Origin of the sequence: Rhodococcus sp. BH5 (assembly GCF_027583855.1) — a bacterium.
Classification (GTDB): domain Bacteria; phylum Actinomycetota; class Actinomycetes; order Mycobacteriales; family Mycobacteriaceae; genus Rhodococcus_F; species Rhodococcus_F qingshengii.
The window spans coordinates 173336-189382 of sequence record NZ_JAJHVW010000008.1 but is presented as its reverse complement, the minus strand read 5'-3'; the positions used below and the strand labels follow the sequence as shown (position 1 = coordinate 189382).

15 protein-coding genes are annotated in these 16047 nt (G+C 61.9%); 9 read left to right on the top strand and 6 right to left on the bottom strand.

The window, feature by feature from the left end; all coding sequences use genetic code 11:
- Positions 1-126: 126 nt before the first annotated feature.
- The 8 genes from RhoBH5_RS21115 (at position 127) to RhoBH5_RS21080 (ending at position 6981) form a co-directional block, all read left to right on the top strand.
- Positions 127-1110 carry an ABC transporter substrate-binding protein gene (locus RhoBH5_RS21115; protein ID WP_007731624.1) on the top strand — a complete coding sequence of 328 codons (984 nt, stop codon included), beginning with the start codon at positions 127-129 and terminating at the stop codon, positions 1108-1110.
- Positions 1107-1970 carry an ABC transporter ATP-binding protein gene (locus tag RhoBH5_RS21110; RefSeq protein ID WP_270008748.1) on the top strand — a complete coding sequence of 288 codons (864 nt, stop codon included), beginning with the start codon at positions 1107-1109 and terminating at the stop codon, positions 1968-1970. Before RhoBH5_RS21115 ends, RhoBH5_RS21110 begins: the two co-directional genes overlap by 4 nt.
- A complete protein-coding gene (locus tag RhoBH5_RS21105) occupies positions 1967-2803 on the top strand; it encodes an ABC transporter permease (RefSeq protein ID WP_019746502.1) in 837 nt (278 codons plus the stop codon). The genes RhoBH5_RS21110 and RhoBH5_RS21105 overlap by 4 nt, the downstream gene beginning before the upstream one ends.
- Before the next feature lie 13 nt (positions 2804-2816).
- On the top strand, positions 2817-3602 hold the full coding sequence (locus RhoBH5_RS21100; RefSeq protein ID WP_054188628.1) for a class II aldolase/adducin family protein: 786 nt from the start codon (positions 2817-2819) through the stop codon (positions 3600-3602).
- Between the two features lie 150 nt (positions 3603-3752).
- On the top strand, positions 3753-4763 hold the full coding sequence (locus tag RhoBH5_RS21095) for an NAD(P)/FAD-dependent oxidoreductase (RefSeq protein ID WP_054827401.1): 1011 nt from the start codon (positions 3753-3755) through the stop codon (positions 4761-4763).
- A gap of 3 nt (positions 4764-4766) precedes the next feature.
- Positions 4767-5087 carry a DUF362 domain-containing protein gene (locus RhoBH5_RS21090; protein ID WP_007731605.1) on the top strand — a complete coding sequence of 107 codons (321 nt, stop codon included), beginning with the start codon at positions 4767-4769 and terminating at the stop codon, positions 5085-5087.
- Positions 5087-5911: an alpha/beta fold hydrolase gene (locus tag RhoBH5_RS21085; RefSeq protein ID WP_007731603.1), complete on the top strand. Its 825-nt coding sequence runs from the start codon at positions 5087-5089 to the stop codon at positions 5909-5911. Before RhoBH5_RS21090 ends, RhoBH5_RS21085 begins: the two co-directional genes overlap by 1 nt.
- A gap of 167 nt (positions 5912-6078) precedes the next feature.
- Positions 6079-6981 carry an IclR family transcriptional regulator gene (locus tag RhoBH5_RS21080; RefSeq protein WP_007731601.1) on the top strand — a complete coding sequence of 301 codons (903 nt, stop codon included), beginning with the start codon at positions 6079-6081 and terminating at the stop codon, positions 6979-6981.
- A gap of 11 nt (positions 6982-6992) precedes the next feature.
- Here RhoBH5_RS21080 and RhoBH5_RS21075 read toward each other — a convergent pair whose 3' ends face one another.
- The 5 genes from RhoBH5_RS21075 to RhoBH5_RS21055 all read right to left on the bottom strand — a co-directional run bounded on the left by RhoBH5_RS21075 (position 6993) and on the right by RhoBH5_RS21055 (position 13775).
- Positions 6993-8516 carry an AMP-binding protein gene (locus RhoBH5_RS21075; protein ID WP_064073555.1) on the bottom strand — a complete coding sequence of 508 codons (1524 nt, stop codon included), beginning with the start codon at positions 8514-8516 and terminating at the stop codon, positions 6993-6995.
- Between the two features lie 15 nt (positions 8517-8531).
- Complete coding sequence (locus RhoBH5_RS21070) at positions 8532-9479, bottom strand: quinone oxidoreductase family protein (RefSeq protein WP_007731598.1); 948 nt, start codon at positions 9477-9479, stop codon at positions 8532-8534.
- A gap of 50 nt (positions 9480-9529) precedes the next feature.
- Positions 9530-11866 carry a CaiB/BaiF CoA-transferase family protein gene (locus RhoBH5_RS21065; protein ID WP_230359430.1) on the bottom strand — a complete coding sequence of 779 codons (2337 nt, stop codon included), beginning with the start codon at positions 11864-11866 and terminating at the stop codon, positions 9530-9532.
- 119 nt (positions 11867-11985) lie between these two features.
- Complete coding sequence (locus RhoBH5_RS21060; protein WP_007731596.1) at positions 11986-12957, bottom strand: ABC transporter substrate-binding protein; 972 nt, start codon at positions 12955-12957, stop codon at positions 11986-11988.
- 26 nt (positions 12958-12983) lie between these two features.
- Positions 12984-13775, bottom strand: coding sequence for an enoyl-CoA hydratase/isomerase family protein (locus RhoBH5_RS21055; RefSeq protein ID WP_020723626.1), 792 nt, complete (start codon positions 13773-13775; stop codon positions 12984-12986).
- Between the two features lie 192 nt (positions 13776-13967).
- Between RhoBH5_RS21055 and tgt the strand changes: the two genes are divergently transcribed.
- Positions 13968-15257, top strand: coding sequence for a tRNA guanosine(34) transglycosylase Tgt (gene tgt, locus RhoBH5_RS21050; RefSeq protein ID WP_270008747.1), 1290 nt, complete (start codon positions 13968-13970; stop codon positions 15255-15257).
- On the opposite strand, the gene RhoBH5_RS21045 is transcribed toward tgt, so the two are convergent.
- Positions 15248-15982, bottom strand: coding sequence for a queuosine precursor transporter (locus RhoBH5_RS21045; RefSeq protein WP_030535741.1), 735 nt, complete (start codon positions 15980-15982; stop codon positions 15248-15250). The genes tgt and RhoBH5_RS21045 overlap by 10 nt on opposite strands.
- Positions 15983-16047 lie beyond the last annotated feature (65 nt).

Below are 16047 nucleotides of genomic sequence, written 5' to 3'. Positions count from 1 at the left end.
GAGGTAAGTTCCTGTCCCCGGTCCGCACGGTGGACCCGGTTGGTTCTCGGGTGTAGGTACACACAGCTAGGTTTGCTCTCCACGACCCGCAACTGCGGCACAGATCACAAACAAAGGTGTGAGTAGATGGCCTCGCTGTCAAAGTTTGGAAGGACTGCTCTTGTTTCGGCTGCGCTGCTGCTGACCGTTGCAACCGGCGCATGCAGCCGCCCGGCGACGCAAAGCACAGCTGATTCTGCCGGAAGTGGACCACTGCGTATCGCAGTCGGAATCGATGCTTCCTACGCTCCGTTCTTCGTAGCGGATCAGGAAGGCATGTTCGACGCTGCCGGTTTGGACGTCGAACTCGTCCAGTTCGGTCGTGGTGGCGAGGCCGTCGACGCACTCTCGACCGGGCAGGTCCAGATCGCCGGTAGCTCCGATACGACAACGATCGCCCAGTTGCGTCAGAATCCGTCGTTGCGCGCGATGTACTCGTACGAGGCGTCGGGTGACTACATCAAGGTCGTGCTGCGTAACGGTGTCGACTCACCGGCTGCGATCAAGAAGATGGGCATCGTCCCGGGTCTCAGCCAGATTTCGACGGACAAGTACCTCGCTGCCAATTCCATTGCCCCCGGTTCGGTCGAGATGATCTCGGCGACCCCGACGGACATGCCCGCACTGCTCAGTCGCGGCGACATCGACGGGTTTGTCCTGTGGGAGCCGTGGCCGGCCACCGCCCTGGATCAGGGAACCGGCCACGTGGTGGCAGTAACCGGAGACTACGGCTGGTTCTATCATCATTGGGCGATCACGACGGCTCCGTGGTTGTCGGCCAACGAAGAGACAGCGCGAACCGTCGCGAAGGTGCTCGACGAGGCAACGCGCAAGGTCGAGTCGGATCCGGGCGTGGCAGCGTCCGCGACCAAGGCGGCTGTGAACGTCAGCGAGGATCAGACTATTGCCGCGGTGGACGAGATCGACTTCGCCGTGGTGAATCTCGAAGCTGCGGATGTCGAGTCGGCTCAGTCGATCGTAGATTTCTACAAGTCGATCGGTGTTCTCAGCGACCAGCCGGATCTCGAATCGGCAATGCTTCTGGATTGGTACAAGGATGGTGCACAGTGAGTATCGCAACAAGTGGTTCAACGACCAGCTCGACGAATAGCGCGGGGACAACCGGCCCCGGCAAGAAGAACACCGGTGTTGCCATCGACGTGGTCGACCTCGGAATCAGCTTCGGCGCGGCGGAGATCGTCGCCGGAATCGACATGCACGTGCAGCCAGGTGAATTCGTCTGTCTGCTCGGTCCGAGTGGCTGCGGCAAGTCGACGCTGCTGTCGTCCATGGCCGGCTTCGTGGAACCCAGCGCCGGCGAGATCGTGTGCGACGGAGATGTCGTCGCCGGCAGTAACCGCCACGCCGGCATGGTGTTTCAGAGCTCCGAAGCGTTGTTCGAATGGATGACCGTGAGCCAGAACGTGGCCTACGGCCCCAGGATGCGTGGAGCGAACCGCAGCGAGCAGGCGAGTATCGCGGCCGAGTACCTCGCGATGGTCGGCTTGCCCCACGCGGGTGCGAAGTTCCCCTCGCAGCTGTCCGGCGGTATGCGGCAACGTGTTCAGATCGCACGAGTTCTTGCCAACCAGCCGTCGTTGGTTCTCATGGACGAGCCGTTCGGTGCGTTGGACGCTCAGACTCGTCAGGTTCTGCAGACCGAACTCGACCGTATCTGGCGGCACACCCGCTGCACCGTGGTATTCGTGACTCACGATATCGACGAGGCGCTGACGTTGGCTGACCGTGTGATCGTGATGTCGGCCGGCCCGCGGGCCCGGATCAAGAGCGTCTACGAGGTCAATGCGGCTCGTCCGCGAGACCGCAACGATCCCGAGGTGATCGAGCTCTACGAGAAGCTGCGGGACGACATTCGGGCAGAAGTGGTTGCGTCGCTGCGGAACCAAGGCATTGAGGAGGACGAGCTGTGACGGCTGTAGTGACCGGTGGTTCAGCCGGTGTGAGAACAGCGAAGGTGGCGGAGACAAAAAAGCGTTCGTCGGCGCGGCGATCCAAGATTGTCAAAGCGACGCTGATGTATGCAGCCTCAGCGGCAATCGGTTTGGGCATCTGGTCGTTCCTGGCGTGGTGGTACGGGCCGACCACCATTGCATCACCGGCCGAAGTATGGTCGGCGGCACAGGAACTGTGGGAGAGCGGCGTTCTGTGGTCGTCGATCACCGCATCGGGTCAGCGAATTCTCATCGGCTGGTTCCTGGGTGTCGTGATCGGTGCTCCCGTCGGAATTCTGATGGGCCGCATTTCCATCGTGCGACAGCTCCTCGATCCGTACATCGAGTTCTTCCGGTTCATTCCGCCTATTGCGTTTGTCACTCTCGCCGTCGTCTGGTTCGGCATCGGTGAGACGTCGAAGGTTGTTCTGATCTTCTACACCTCGGTATTCATCGTCACGGTCAGCACGATTGCCGCGACTGTAGCGATCAGCGAGAACAAACTGCAGGCAGCGGCAAATCTTGGTGCCAACAAACTTCAGATCATGAAGACGGTGGTCTTGCCGTCGTCGATCCCCGGCATCGTCACGGGCGCTCGCCTGGCGATGGGCAACAGCTTCCTCACCATCGTGTCGGCGGAGATCGTCGCCGCCGACCAGGGTATCGGTTCGATGATCTGGCAGGCTCGAAACTACGGCCGGATCGACTGGACGTTCGTCGGCATCATCGTCCTGGGCATCATGGGCTTCATCTTCGACCGGATTCTCCGCATTCTGTCCTCGCGGTACCTCGCCCGTTACGGCGTCAAATAGTCAGGAGCGCAGCATGAATCACCCGCTGAGCATTGCCGAGCAGGCCGGAATTCCGGGACCGCCCGAGTTCACCGATATCGAGAGTGAGCGGCGTCGTCGCAAGACCGCTGTCATCGGCGGGTATCGGATTTTGTCGAAATTCGGTTTGGACGAGGGAATCTCGGGACATATCACCGCCCGAGACCCAGAAGATCCGGAGACTTTCTGGACTGCGCCGTTCGGGCGGCACTTCTCCCAGGTTCAGCCGGAGGAATTGCTGCATGTGGCGTCGGACGGCGCGGTCATTTCCGGAGACGGACCGCTCAACCGAGCAGCGTTTGTCATCCACAGCAAGGTTCACGAGGCTCGTCCCGACGTCATCGGAGCTGTTCACGCTCACGGTTTGAACGGTAAGGCGTTCTCCTCGCTGCACACCCGCCTCACGCCGATCACTCAGGACGCGTGCGCCTTTCACGAGGATCACTCGATCTACGAGGAGTATCACGGGGTGGCGCTGGACGAAGAGGAGGGGATTCGCATCGCGGATGCCCTCGGATCGAACAAGGCCGTGATCCTCACCAACCACGGTCATCTGACCGTCGGAACTTCCGTGGAGAGCGCAGTGTGGTGGTATGTGTCGATGGAGCGGTCGATGCAGGCGGAGTTGACGGCGCGAGCCGCCGGTGATCCGGTTGTCCTGCACGAGAAGATCGCGGCGCAGACCTACGAAGCAGTCGGCACCGAGAAGGTGGGGTGGTTTGCGTACTCGACCATCATCCAGAAGATCGCAGCAGACGAACCCGAGGTATTCGCGCACTGAATTCTTCGCGCACTGAATTCCTGCGAGCATTGGGCCCGTCGACCGAGAGGTCGGCGGGCCCTTTTCGTGTTGTCCCGCAACTGTTACCGAGGTCTGTTGAGCGGACCGGTTTCATTTGCGTGAGTCCGTCGGCGCAATACCGTATCGAGTGTGAACAAAACGTCTTCCACGGCGACCGACAACGAGATCGGCGTCGATATTCTGATCATTGGTGCCGGCCCCGCCGGGCTGTACGGCGCGTACTACGCAGGCTTCCGCGGCCTCTCGGTTGCCGTGATCGATGCCCTTGCGGAACCGGGGGGACAGGTCAGTGCGATGTACCCGGAGAAGGCGATCCTCGACATCGCGGGATTCCCTTCGGTCAAGGGACGCAACCTCATCGAGGGTTTGATGGCGCAGGCTGCCCCGTTCGATCCGGTGTACCTTCTGGGCATGCAGGCTCGTGAGCTGTCGCATGACGACGACGGCCGGGTGCGGGTCACCACCAGCACGGGCCAGGTCGTGGTGGCCGGCGCGGTTGTCATCACCGGCGGCATCGGAACCTTCACCCCGCGTCCGTTGGCGAAGGGTTCGGAGTTCATGGATCGGGGGCTGAGTTACTTCGTCCCGGATTTGTCGGCGCACACCGGGAAAGACGTTGTCATCGTCGGTGGCGGCGACAGCGCGTTCGACTGGGCCGTTCACCTGGAACCGATTGCCAAGTCCGTCACCCTGGTTCACCGGCGAGATCGTTTCCGCGCGCACAAATCCACAGTCGCCAAGGTGCAGGAAAGCAGTGTCCAGGTTCTCGTCAACGCCGATGTCTCGGCGGTACGTGGAAACGGGTGGATCGGCGAGGTCGACATCACCCACAAACAAGACAAGAGCACGTCCACGCTGCCCGCTCAATCCGTCATCGCTGCATTGGGATTCACGGCCGACCTCGGTCCGATGATGGAGTGGGGAATCGAGATCGACAATCGCCACATCGCGGTGAACACACGGATGGAGACGAATGTTCCGCGTGTGTATGCCGCCGGGGACATCACGGACTATCCCGGCAAGGTCCGCTTGATCGCCGTCGGTTTCGGCGAGGCCGCGACTGCGGTGAACAACGCTGCGGCAGTGCTGGATCCGGAAGCAGAAATCTTCCCTGGACACTCCACCGAACAGGAGAGCTAGGCAATGGCATTTGTCATCGGTGAAGCATGCATCGACTACACGGACCGATCGTGCATGGAAGAATGCCCCGTGGATTGCATCTACGAGGGTGATCGCAAGCTCTACATCAACCCGAACGAATGCATCGATTGCGGCGCTTGCGAATTGGCCTGCCCGGTGGAGGCGATCACCGTCGACCGGAAAGCAGACCCGGATTTCAAGGAAGACAACAAGCGCTTCTTCCTCGAGGTCTTGCCTACCCGTAGCGAGCCCGTCGGAAATCCGGGTGGTTCGGCAAAGATCGACATCGTCGGCGTCGATACCCCGATGGTTGCGGCGTTCTGATGGCTGGCGGCCTGCAACTCGGATACGTTGATTCGTCTTTCGGGCAATTGCATTACGCGCAGCAAGGTTCGGGTGAGGCGATTCTCCTGCTTCATCAGGCGCCCCGGTCGTGGGACGAGTTCCGCGAGTTCATTCCACTCCTTGCCGACGACTTCCGCGTTGTCGCGATGGACATGCCGGGGTACGGCAACAGTGCTCCGGTGCCCGGCCCGCAGACCATCGAGACCTATGCGCGAGGCGCGTGGGAATTGCTCGACACCCTGGGCGTCGATCGAGTCACGGTCATCGGTCACCACACCGGTGCGGCAGTGGCGCTCGAGATGGCGGCATCACGCCCCGAGAGGGTGCACGCTGCCGTGCTCTCGTCGTGCCCGTGGACCGACCGCAACTACCGCGAGGGGCACTCGGGACCCGGTGGGATCGACTGCGTCGACCGGGCCGCAGACGGTAGCCATCTCACCAGGCTGTGGGAGATGCGTCGCCCCTACTACCCCGAACCAGGCACCGCACTGCTCGACAGGTTCATCCGAGACGCGCTTGCCTACCGGGTAGATCCGGCGGAGGGGCACAAAGCCTGCGCCCGCTACGTCATGGAGGCGAGAGTCGGTTCGGTGACTGCGCCGGTTTTGCTGATCGGCGCGCAGAAGGATCCCTTCTCGATGCCTAACATTGCGCCGTTGCGTGCACACCTGACGGGTGCGGCAGTGGTGGAAACGGAGATCGTCGAATCGGGGACCGTCGCACTCGTCGAGGAGCACGCTCCGCAGATTGCATCCGCCGTCCGCATGTTTCTGGAGAATTACGCAGGTAGGCGCCCCGTGTAAACTCTGCGGGACGGGTTCACTGAGCGGACCGTGTGGCGTGCGTCTCATCGTGTCGTCACCATAGTGTCAGTCTCGAAGCACCTGCACCTAACGAGGACCCCGACCGATCTCGGTCGTTGTGGCACTCGGTCTCGGCAGGCTGTCACAGATCGTTCAGGAGGACACTCATGGCCGCTCCACAACAATCCGTCGGGTTCGGATCCGTACTACCCATCGCGTCGGAAACGACCGCTGCATCGCAGCCTGCAGGTGAACTGTCCTCGGTCCTGGGCAAGGCTCGAATGATCTTGGACGCTTTCGACACCGACCACAGTGACCTGTCTCTGACGGAGCTCACCCGGCGCAGTGGGGTCGCGAAAGCGACGGTTCACCGGTTGGCCGGCGAGCTGGTCGAGTGGGGATTGCTCGAGCGCGCGGGTACCAAGTACCGGCTCGGCCTGCGATTGTTCGAGCTGGGCCAATTGGTGCCGCGTCAGCGGATTCTGCGCGACGCGGCGCTGCCGTACATGGAGGACCTACTACTGGCGACGCAGGAGACGGTTCACTTTGCGGTTCGTGACGGCATCGACGTCCTCTACATCGAGAAGATCATCGGACACCGCGGGCTCAATCAGCAGTCGCGGGTGGCCGGTCGGCTCCCGCTGTACTGCACCGCCACCGGCAAGATCATCCTTGCCTTCTCCCCGCAATCGGTCTTCGACGAGGTAGTCGAGCAGGGTTTCACCGCCTTGACCAGTCGAACGACGATGTCCGTCAGCGTGCTGCGCCAGCAAACCGAGCGGATGCGTAAGGAACAACTCGCGGTGGAGGTCGAGGAGACACGGCTCGGGTACATGAGCGTCGCAGTGCCGGTGTTCAGCGGCCCGCGCACTCTGGCCGGCGCGTTGTCTGTGACAGCGCCGACGGCTCGCCTCAACGTCAGCCGCATCACCGGGGCCCTGCGCACTGCCGGCGCCGGAATCACCCGAAAACTTCATGCCATGAAGTGCACACATTCGCCGAGCGACCCGCTGGCTCTGCGCACGATCTGCAGTCCGGTGATGTGTTCGTTCAACGGTTGCGGCAAGTAGCGAGGCGCGGTCTATCGCCGGGCGCGGAACACGCTCTTCTCGCAGTCCCAGGTGTGTGGGCCGACGCCCCTCTCACGTAGCACTGCTTTCTGTACCTTGCCGGTTTCGGTGAGTGGCAACGTGTCCACGACGTCGATGTACCGGGGAAGTGCAAAGTACGGCAGCTGTTGCTGGGAGAACTCCAGAATCGAAATGGGGTCGAAAGATACTCCGGGGCGCAGTATTACAGTTGCCATGACGTCGTCCTCGGCCAGATCCGACGGTACCGGGAAGACGGCAACCTGACCGACCGACGGATGCAACGCCAGAACGGTTTCCACTTCGGCCCCGGAAATATTTTCACCGCGGCGCCGAATCACGTCTTTGATGCGATCGACAAATCGGAACCAGCCGTCTGCTTCCCGAATCACCCTGTCACCGGTCTGTATCCAACTCTCCGTCGCCGGAATCTCCTCGCCCAGATAGCCCAGTGAACAGGCGCCGGGGATCGTGCTGCGGACCACCAGTTCGCCGGGCTCCCCGTCTGCGGCCGCAGTACCGTCGTTGACGACTGCGGCGTCGTAGCCACTCATCACCCGCCCCATGTACCCGGCCCGCCGATCTCCCGGAAGTGTGCCGATCACGAGATTGGTTTCGGTACTTCCGAATCCGTCCACGAGTTCTACACCGAATCTCTGGGCAAACGGTTCGATCAGATGAGCCGGCGTTGCGGGGGCAAGTGCCACGTGGACGCTGTGCTGTCGGTCTTGCGGCGATGGGTCCGCGTTCATCAACATGGCCACCATCGCACCCAGCAGGTAGTCGACAGTTGCGCCGATCTCGCGAACTTCGCGCCAATGATTGCGGACCGAAAAGCGTTGTCCCAGGAAAAAAGTAGACCCGGCCCAAAGGGACTGAACAAAGGCATTGAGAGCATTGGTGTGAAACAGCGGCAGGCAGTTGTACAGCACATCGTCCCCGGTGAGCCCGAGTGAGGCGCCGACGCCTTTGCCCCACTGCAGGAACTGCGCGTGCGGGCATCGAACGCCTCGGGGCAGACCGGTGGTGCCGGAGGTGAAGAGTATCGCGGCCAGGTCGAGCGGATCGAGGGTCTCGGGCTCACAGCCCGGATGCGAACCGGCAGTGGGGACGCACTGTTCACCCATGACCCACACGGTGCCGTCGAATCCGGCTACAGCGCCTGAGTATTCGGGTGAAACCAGGATCCGTTGTACACCAGCCTGTTCGAGTGCGCCGGCAACACTGTCGGCTCGGAGGGCCGTATTGAGTGGGACGACAACCGCACCGATCCACGCGCATCCGAGAACAAGGTCTGCCAGTTCGATCCTGTTGCCGGACAGTGCCGCCACGCGCTCCCCACGGCCGACACCGTGATTACGGAGATCCGCCCCCATCGACGCTGCACGATCCCGCAATTCGCGGTAGGTGACCGTGATCCCGTCGACGACGAGCGCCGGGTGCTCCGGACGCTCCAAAGCTCGCCTCCGGATCAAATCCGGAAGCGAGCGCGGAATGGCATGTGCGTCGTGGGGCATGGGTAATTGTATCCCTCAGGGTACGACGACGGCCCGGCCGGCAACCTTGCCCTCACCCATCAACTGCAGTGCCGTTGCGATGTCATCCAGCGGAAACTCCTGCACTGCAACGGAAATCTTGCCTTCGATGAGCAGCCGGATCATTTCAGGTGCCAGTTCGGCTTGCCGGGCAGTCTTGCGAATCATGTTGACGGGCAGGATCCGGACATCGCTGAGCAACCAGTTCGGCAAGTCCAGGGTGAGGCTCTTACCCAAGGTATATCCGATCAGGGCAGCCCGGCCACCGGGGACAACACTCGCCAGAAGGTGCGGCAAGCCGTCGCCGCCAAGCGTGTCGATCACGGCGTCGACGGAAGGCTCGGATCCCACCACTCCGGCAAGTTCGTCGCCTTGCCCGACGACGGGACGCACACCCTCCGGAAGCAAGGCAGCCTGATCTTCGCGCGGTACAACACCGATTACCTCGGACGCTCCGGCAAGCAGAGCGAACTGTGCTGCCATCGATCCGACAGCGCCGGATGCTCCGGCGACAACAACTCGTTCGCCGGGAGCGACGGCTGCAATGTCGTTGACGGCAACATAGCCGGTTGTGCTGGGCAGGAAGAAGGTTGCGGCGACGGCCGGCGACAGTGCGGGATCAAAGGGTGTGAACGCCTTGTCTGCCGCTACCAGATACTCAGCCCAGCAACCGTTCTTGAACAGGCCGACTCCGCCGCCTCGGACCAGAAGGCGGGTGCCAGGCTCATAGGTGTCGGATTCGATTACCGTCGCCGCTCCGTCTGTTCCACCGATATGTGGCAGGTTCGGCTTGACTCCGAAGTTTCCGCTCGCGACGGTGATGTCGAGATGGCCGAGCGCGGCAGCGTCGATGCGCACGAGCGTCTGACCGGATTCACGTGTGGGAATGTCGATGTCGTCGATGACCGGTGAAGTGCCGAACTGATGGAGTCGGGCCGCGCGCATTGTCTCTCCTAGTAGCGATCTGTGAATGGATGTACTGAATATGAGTGCGGTCAGGACAGGATCGACTGGTCGCGAAGTCCGGCGATCAGTTCGTCGCTGTATCCGAGCACCGACTCGAGGACGTCGTCGGTGTCCGCGCCCAGCACCGGCGCAGCGCGTCGGATCGAGCCGGGTTCGGAGTTCCGGCGAACGGGGATGCCTTCGTGGAGGAATGTTCCGGCGAGGGGATGTTCCTGTGCCGAATAGAAACTGCGTGCCCGAAGATGTGGATCGCTCTCGACCAGGTCGCGTCCGTCCTGGACGGTGCCGGCCGCGATACCCGCCGATTGCAAGCGTTCCATGACGGTTTCGGGTGACAGAGTCCTGGTCCAGTCGGCGATGGCGTCGTCGATACGTTCGTGATCGGCTTGGCGGCTTTCTGCACTCGCGAAGTCAGGATTGCCGATCCATTTCTCTGCTTCGATGATGCGGCACAATGCATTCCATTCCGTGGTATCGCGAACGGCAATCGAGCACCACCGGTCGCTGCCGAGGCACGGGTACACGCCGTGTGGTGCCAGTTCGTGATGGCTGTTGCCGATCGGATCGGGGGACTGTGACCGGGCGGCTCGGAGAACGCTGGTACCCATGTGCGCTGCCATGGCTTCGAGTTGTGACAGGTCTACGTGCTGTCCCCGGCCGGTCCGGTCGCGGTAGTCGAGGGCTGCCAGCATCGCGACGCCGGCTTGCAGTCCGGCGACGATGTCGCCATGGCCGTAGATGACTCCGACAACGTCATCGGCGTTCCAGCCGGTCAGTGCGGTCAAACCGGTACTTGCCGAAACGATGTCGGCATACGACACCCAGTCCTTGCGAGGACCGGTGTGACCCATCCCGGACATCGACACGTAGATGATGTCCGGGTTGAGCTCCCGGAGTTGTTCGTAGCCGAGCCCCATCTTGTCCATGACCGACGAGCTGAAATTCTCGACCACGACGTCGGAGTTCCTGATCAGGTCGCGCAGTACCGAAAGGCCCTCTGCGGATCGGGTATCGAGTGTGATGCTGCGCTTGTTTCGGTTGACGTCGTTGAAGTACCCGCTGGTGTTCGGATTGTCGTGCGGTCCTCGCGAGAGATGCATGAACGGTGCAAAGCGAGTCGGGTCCGGGCGTCCGATCGATTCGACCTTGATGACATCGGCACCGTGGTCGGCAAGGATTCTGGTGCCGTACGGGCCCGCCAACACCCACGTGAGATCCAGGACGCGGACACCTTCGAGGCTGGGCGTGCTGCCACCGCTGAACTCGTGGGTTTCGTTCACTGCCACAGGCGAGGTGGCCTTCAAGAGTTCCTGATGCTGGCCCAACCGGGCAGCCTCGAGCGTTCCGATGCGCCGGCCTTCGGGGAAAGCGAAGCCGAACCCGAGATCGCGGTAGGTACCGTGATCTCCGGTCACGTCGGTGAAGAAGTCCCGGTCGTTGAGTTGCGGGTTACGCAGCAGTTCTTCGGGCCGGTCGACCGCTGCCCACGGCAACTTGCGTGACTGCGCGCTGACCGCGAATTCTTCCTTCGGCCACTTCGCGATGAAGGCGGACAGAACGTCGAAAATGTGTTCCTGATGCGTCTTTCGGTAGACCGCGTCGGACCACTCCGGTTGATCGAGATCGTCCTGAGCATCGTTGTCGATCAGCCAGGCCAGCATGCCGTCCCACATGCGGGGGCTACCGCCGAGGCCGCCACCGACATAACCGTCGGCGGCCTGGAACAGTCCGTGCGGAACGAGCGGATGTACCCGGCCCGGACGCGGTGGTACGCGGTCCTCGTGAATGTAGGCAAGAGTGCCCGCTTCCAGCGCGGCGGCAACACATTCCTGAGCGCTGATCTCCAGCAACGGGTTGTGGCCCTTGGATCGCGAACGCAGTCCGAGAAGCACGCCGATTGCGGCATTGATTCCGGCGAGCTGCTCAGCCTGGAGTTCGGGGAGCAGCAGTGGAGGGTGCTCGGGATCGCCGACCTGGGCCATCATCCCGCCGAGTGCCGCGACGGTCAGATTTGTTGCCTTCCAGTCACTTCGCGGTCCGGTTGTGCCGAAGGGTGTCACTCGTACGTGAACGAGAGATCCTCGGTTGTCGCGTAGAGCGCCGGTCGCGCTGCCGTCGAGCAGGACGTCGGCACTGCGCAGCAGTGCTTCGAAAGCGAGGCGATCGTTGCTGTCGTCGATATCGAGGACAACGGACTTCTTGCCCGCATGCCAATGCAAGTACGAATCACCCTGGGACTCGGTGCGACTGGGGTCACCGGTGGGTGGTTCTACCAGAATGACTTCGAAACCCAGCCCGACCAGGATGCGCCCGGCGAATCGCGCAAACGGACTGGAAATCTCTACGACCCGTACCGGGGGATGCACCACAACTACTCCGTTTCAATCGAAAGATATCGCCGAACCGACTGGTGTCGAACGTAGTTCTGCGGCCCGGTGGGCGACATGATTTCGGTCTGCCCACCGGACCCGTTCTCACTCTCCGCTCAGGCGGCGTTCTGCTCGAACCATCCCGAGAGGAGGACAGCGGACGGATCGATGTCCGCGGAGATCTTGCCCTGCTCGCGGAAGAATGCAACAAGTTCGTTTGCGCGCTCCACGTCGTCCTCGGTGAATCCGCGTCCACCGAAATCGATTTGGGTCACCCGGTCTGCGGCCTCGGCCGGGTCCATCTGTATAGACGCGGCAATTGCGGTTGCAGCCCGATCCGGATCCGAGTTCACGATTGCCGACGCTTCCGAGATCACCTTGAACACCTTGCCTGCGGTTTCTTCGTTCGCGGACAACCAGTTGTCCGAAGCGATGATCCATTGGGCGTACTTGGCGCCGAAGTCGCCGGTCGTGGCAACAACGCGCCCGCCGGTATTGACACTCTGCGTCACCCAGGGGTCGAAGGACAGGAAGCCGTCGATGTCACCGCGCGCCAGCAAAGCAGGCTGTTCGGGCGGGCTTGTGCTCACGAGTGTGACCGTCGTGGGGTCGATGCCGAGACTGGCCAGGTACTGGTTCGTGAAGTAGAGGCCGATGCCGGGGAAGACGCCCATGGTCTTGATCGACTTCGGCTCGACGCCATTCCTCAGTACAACCTGGAAGTATCGGTCGGATTCCTGAAATACGCCCAGCGCCCGCAGGCTCGGATTGGCGGCCATGACGGACAGTGCCGTCGAGTCGGCATTGCCGGAGAGTTCCGAAGTTCCGGCTACGACGTTCTGGGCGCCCGCCGCCCCGCCTTCCGTCTGGATGACCTGGACGTCGAGGCCGGCGGCCTCGAACATGCCCTCGTGGTCGGCCAGGAAAATCGGGGCGTACGACGGGTCTACACCCACCGCGATCCGTACCAGGCCACCACTTTCCGCGGAGTTGTCGGTAGCGGGCCGGGTGCATCCGCTGACCGCGATCGTCAGGGCGGCGAGAGAAGCGACTGCGCCCACCCATTTCTTCTGAAATTTGTTGAGCATGATGGCCTCTCGGTAAATGGGAGCTGTCAGCGTCCCGTGAAGGTGGGGGACCGCTTGTCGAGGAATGACTGAAGTCCCTCAGCAGCGTCGTCCGTCTTGATCAGGTCGAGCACTGCCTCGAATTCGAGATCCAGCGCTTGATCGAGCGGCAACGACATGCCCTCGTCGACAATGCGTTTGATCATTCCGATGGTGGCAGTGGGTTTCGTCGCGAGTTCGCGTGCGAGGTCAGCGCAATGCGCATCGAGGTCGGCGTCCGCAACGACGGTGTCGACCAGGCCGATATCGAGTGCATGCTCGGCGCTGAGGCGCTTGCCTTCGATCATGAGCACTTTGGCTCGGTGAGCCCCGATGAGGCGTGGAAGTCGCTGGCTGCCACCGGCACCCGGAAAAAGCCCAAGTCCGATCTCGGGGAAGCCGATGGTCGCCGACTGCGCCATGATGCGGAAGTCGCAGGCCAACGTCAGTTCTGCTCCGCCGCCGAGTGCGTGCCCGTTGATCTTCGCGACGACAGGTTTGGGAGCCGACTCGAGGATCCGCTGTACGTCGACCCACGGGCGCATCGCGCGCTGAGTTTCTTCCGTCAGCTCGCGCATCACGGTGATGTCCGCACCGGCGACGAAGAACCGTCCAGTGCCCGTCACGACAATGACGCGGACGGTCTGGTCCGACGCGAGTACCGGCAGTATCTCCAGAAGCTCGGCGATCATGCTGGGGTTGAATGCGTTGGCTGGAGGTTTGTCGATAGTCACGGTGGCAATCGAGTCTGTGACGTCGACGGTGACGAAGTTGTAGGTCTGGCCGGTCTGTCTCGTCAAGTGAGCTCCTGTCAGCGGGTTGGCGGGGTAAACCGGTCGAGCCGGGGGATGTGTAGTGGGAAGTATGGTGGGGACCCTCACGCGGCGGTACCGCTCGGGTTCGGTCAGTAGACCAATGTCGGATGCTGATCGCGTAGGAACTTTCTTCGCTGTGATCACGGCGATATTTGCTCCTGTGACAGGATTGAGCCCGTGACTTCTGCAGTACCGACACCGCCCGCGCCCTCCGTCGACAAGCGTCCCGAGTCGATTTTCACCATTGGGACCAGGCTCGAGGACCGGCTCGGACGAACCGGAACCATCCACACACCGCACGGCGATATCGCGACGCCGTCGTTCGTGGCCGTCGGAACCAAGGCCACGGTCAAGGCCGTGCTGCCCGAGTCCATGAAGGAACTCGGTGCGCAGTCGTTGCTCGCCAATGCGTACCACCTGTACTTGCAGCCGGGACCCGACATCGTCGACGAGGCCGGCGGGCTGGGCAAGTTCATGAACTGGGACGGGCCCACCTTCACCGACAGCGGTGGCTTCCAAGTCATGTCGCTTGGTGTCGGGTTCAAGAAGGTGCTCGCGATGGAGGCCGTCGGTGTGCAGTCCGACGACGTCATCGCGAAGGGCAAGGAGCGTCTCGCGACAGTCGACGACGAGGGCGTGACGTTCAAATCGCACCTCGACGGCAGTAAGCATCGCTTCACCCCCGAGGTGTCGATGCAGATCCAGCATCAGCTCGGCGCCGACATCATGTTCGCGTTCGACGAGCTCACAACGCTGCTCAACACCCGCGGCTACCAGGAGCGATCGGTCGAGCGCACGCAGGCGTGGGCGATCCGCTGTATCAATGAACACGAGAAGCTCACCGCCGAACGCGTTGACAAGCCCTATCAGGCTCTCTTCGGCGTGATCCAAGGCGCGCAGTACGAAGATCTGCGACGTCAAGCCTGCCGCGGACTCGAGTCGATCGAAGGCGAGAACGGATACGGCTTCGACGGCTACGGCATCGGCGGCGCCCTCGAGAAGCAGAACCTCGGAACGATCGTGCGTTGGTGTAACGAGGAACTACCCGAGAACAAGCCGCGTCATATGCTCGGCATCAGTGAACCGGACGACTTCTTCGTCGCAATCGAGAACGGCGCGGACACTTTCGACTGCGTCAACCCGTCGCGTGTTGCTCGCAATGCTGCGATTTACGTCCGCTCCGGCAGGTTCAACATCAACACCAGCCGATTCCGTCGTGACTTCACGCCTATCGACGACGAGTGCGACTGCTACACGTGCGCCAATTACACCCGCGCGTACATCCATCACCTCTTCAAGGCGAAGGAAATGCTCGCGTCGACGCTTTGCACCATCCACAACGAGCGATTCACCGTGAAGTTGGTCGACGATATCCGAGCCAGCATCGAAGGTGGGTATTTCCACGACTTCAAGGCAGACATGCTCGGAAAGTTCTACGCGGCGAAGACGCTTGCACCTCAGGCGTAGGTCGGTTCGCGCTTCTTCACATATGCGATGACGCGGTAGGTGATCGGCATGACCAGAACCTCGACAAGCGTCTTCCACAGGAAGCCGACCAGCACGTAGTTGATGAAGTCTTCCCATGTGCTGATGCCGATGACACCGGCCGCGATGGAACAGAAGATGAGGGTATCGGCGAATTCGCCGACGACGGTCGAGCCGATCAGTCGCGCCCACAGATGCTTCTCCTGCATGCGCTTTTTCATCATGACCAGAACCAGTGAGTTCAGTAGCTGTCCGACGAGGTAGGCGGCCAAGCCTGCGACCAGCAGCCGGGGAATGACACCGACCACGGTTTCGAGGGCGGCCTGGTTCTCGTAGAACTCTGCCGACGGGAGTTGCACTGCAATCCAGAAGCACGCAGCGGCAAGAATCAGTGCGCCGAAGCCCAGGTAGATCGCGCGTCGGGTCGCTTTGAAGCCGTAGACCTCGCTGAGCACGTCACCGAGGACGTAGGCGAGCGGGAACAAGAAGAATCCACCATCGGTGATGATGGGCAGAATCTGCAAGGGACCGAGCGAGAAGTCGGAATCCGCAAAGAAGGCGACCCCCTTGGTCGCCGCCACGTTCGAGATCAGCAGCGTTGCGGTGAAGAGCGCGACGATCGTCGGGTAATAACCCCGGCTGACGTGCGCAAATTTGGTTTCGTGGGTCGATTCGTCTTGCTGATCCTGAGCTGTCACGTCCGTCATCCAAGCACCACAAGGCGCTCGGATGCGAGTTGGCGACCGTCCAGTTGCGCAGAACACACCGAAGG

Coding starts and splice junctions, on each gene's coding strand:
- RhoBH5_RS21115 (WP_007731624.1), top strand. CDS start 127: ATGGCCTCGCTGTCAAAGTTTGGAAGGACTGCTCTTGTTTCGGCTGCG.
- RhoBH5_RS21100 (WP_054188628.1), top strand. CDS start 2,817: ATGAATCACCCGCTGAGCATTGCCGAGCAGGCCGGAATTCCGGGACCG.
- RhoBH5_RS21090 (WP_007731605.1), top strand. CDS start 4,767: ATGGCATTTGTCATCGGTGAAGCATGCATCGACTACACGGACCGATCG.
- RhoBH5_RS21085 (WP_007731603.1), top strand. CDS start 5,087: ATGGCTGGCGGCCTGCAACTCGGATACGTTGATTCGTCTTTCGGGCAA.
- RhoBH5_RS21080 (WP_007731601.1), top strand. CDS start 6,079: ATGGCCGCTCCACAACAATCCGTCGGGTTCGGATCCGTACTACCCATC.
- RhoBH5_RS21075 (WP_064073555.1), bottom strand. CDS start 8,516: ATGCCCCACGACGCACATGCCATTCCGCGCTCGCTTCCGGATTTGATC.
- RhoBH5_RS21070 (WP_007731598.1), bottom strand. CDS start 9,479: ATGCGCGCGGCCCGACTCCATCAGTTCGGCACTTCACCGGTCATCGAC.
- RhoBH5_RS21060 (WP_007731596.1), bottom strand. CDS start 12,957: ATGCTCAACAAATTTCAGAAGAAATGGGTGGGCGCAGTCGCTTCTCTC.
- RhoBH5_RS21045 (WP_030535741.1), bottom strand. CDS start 15,982: ATGACGGACGTGACAGCTCAGGATCAGCAAGACGAATCGACCCACGAA.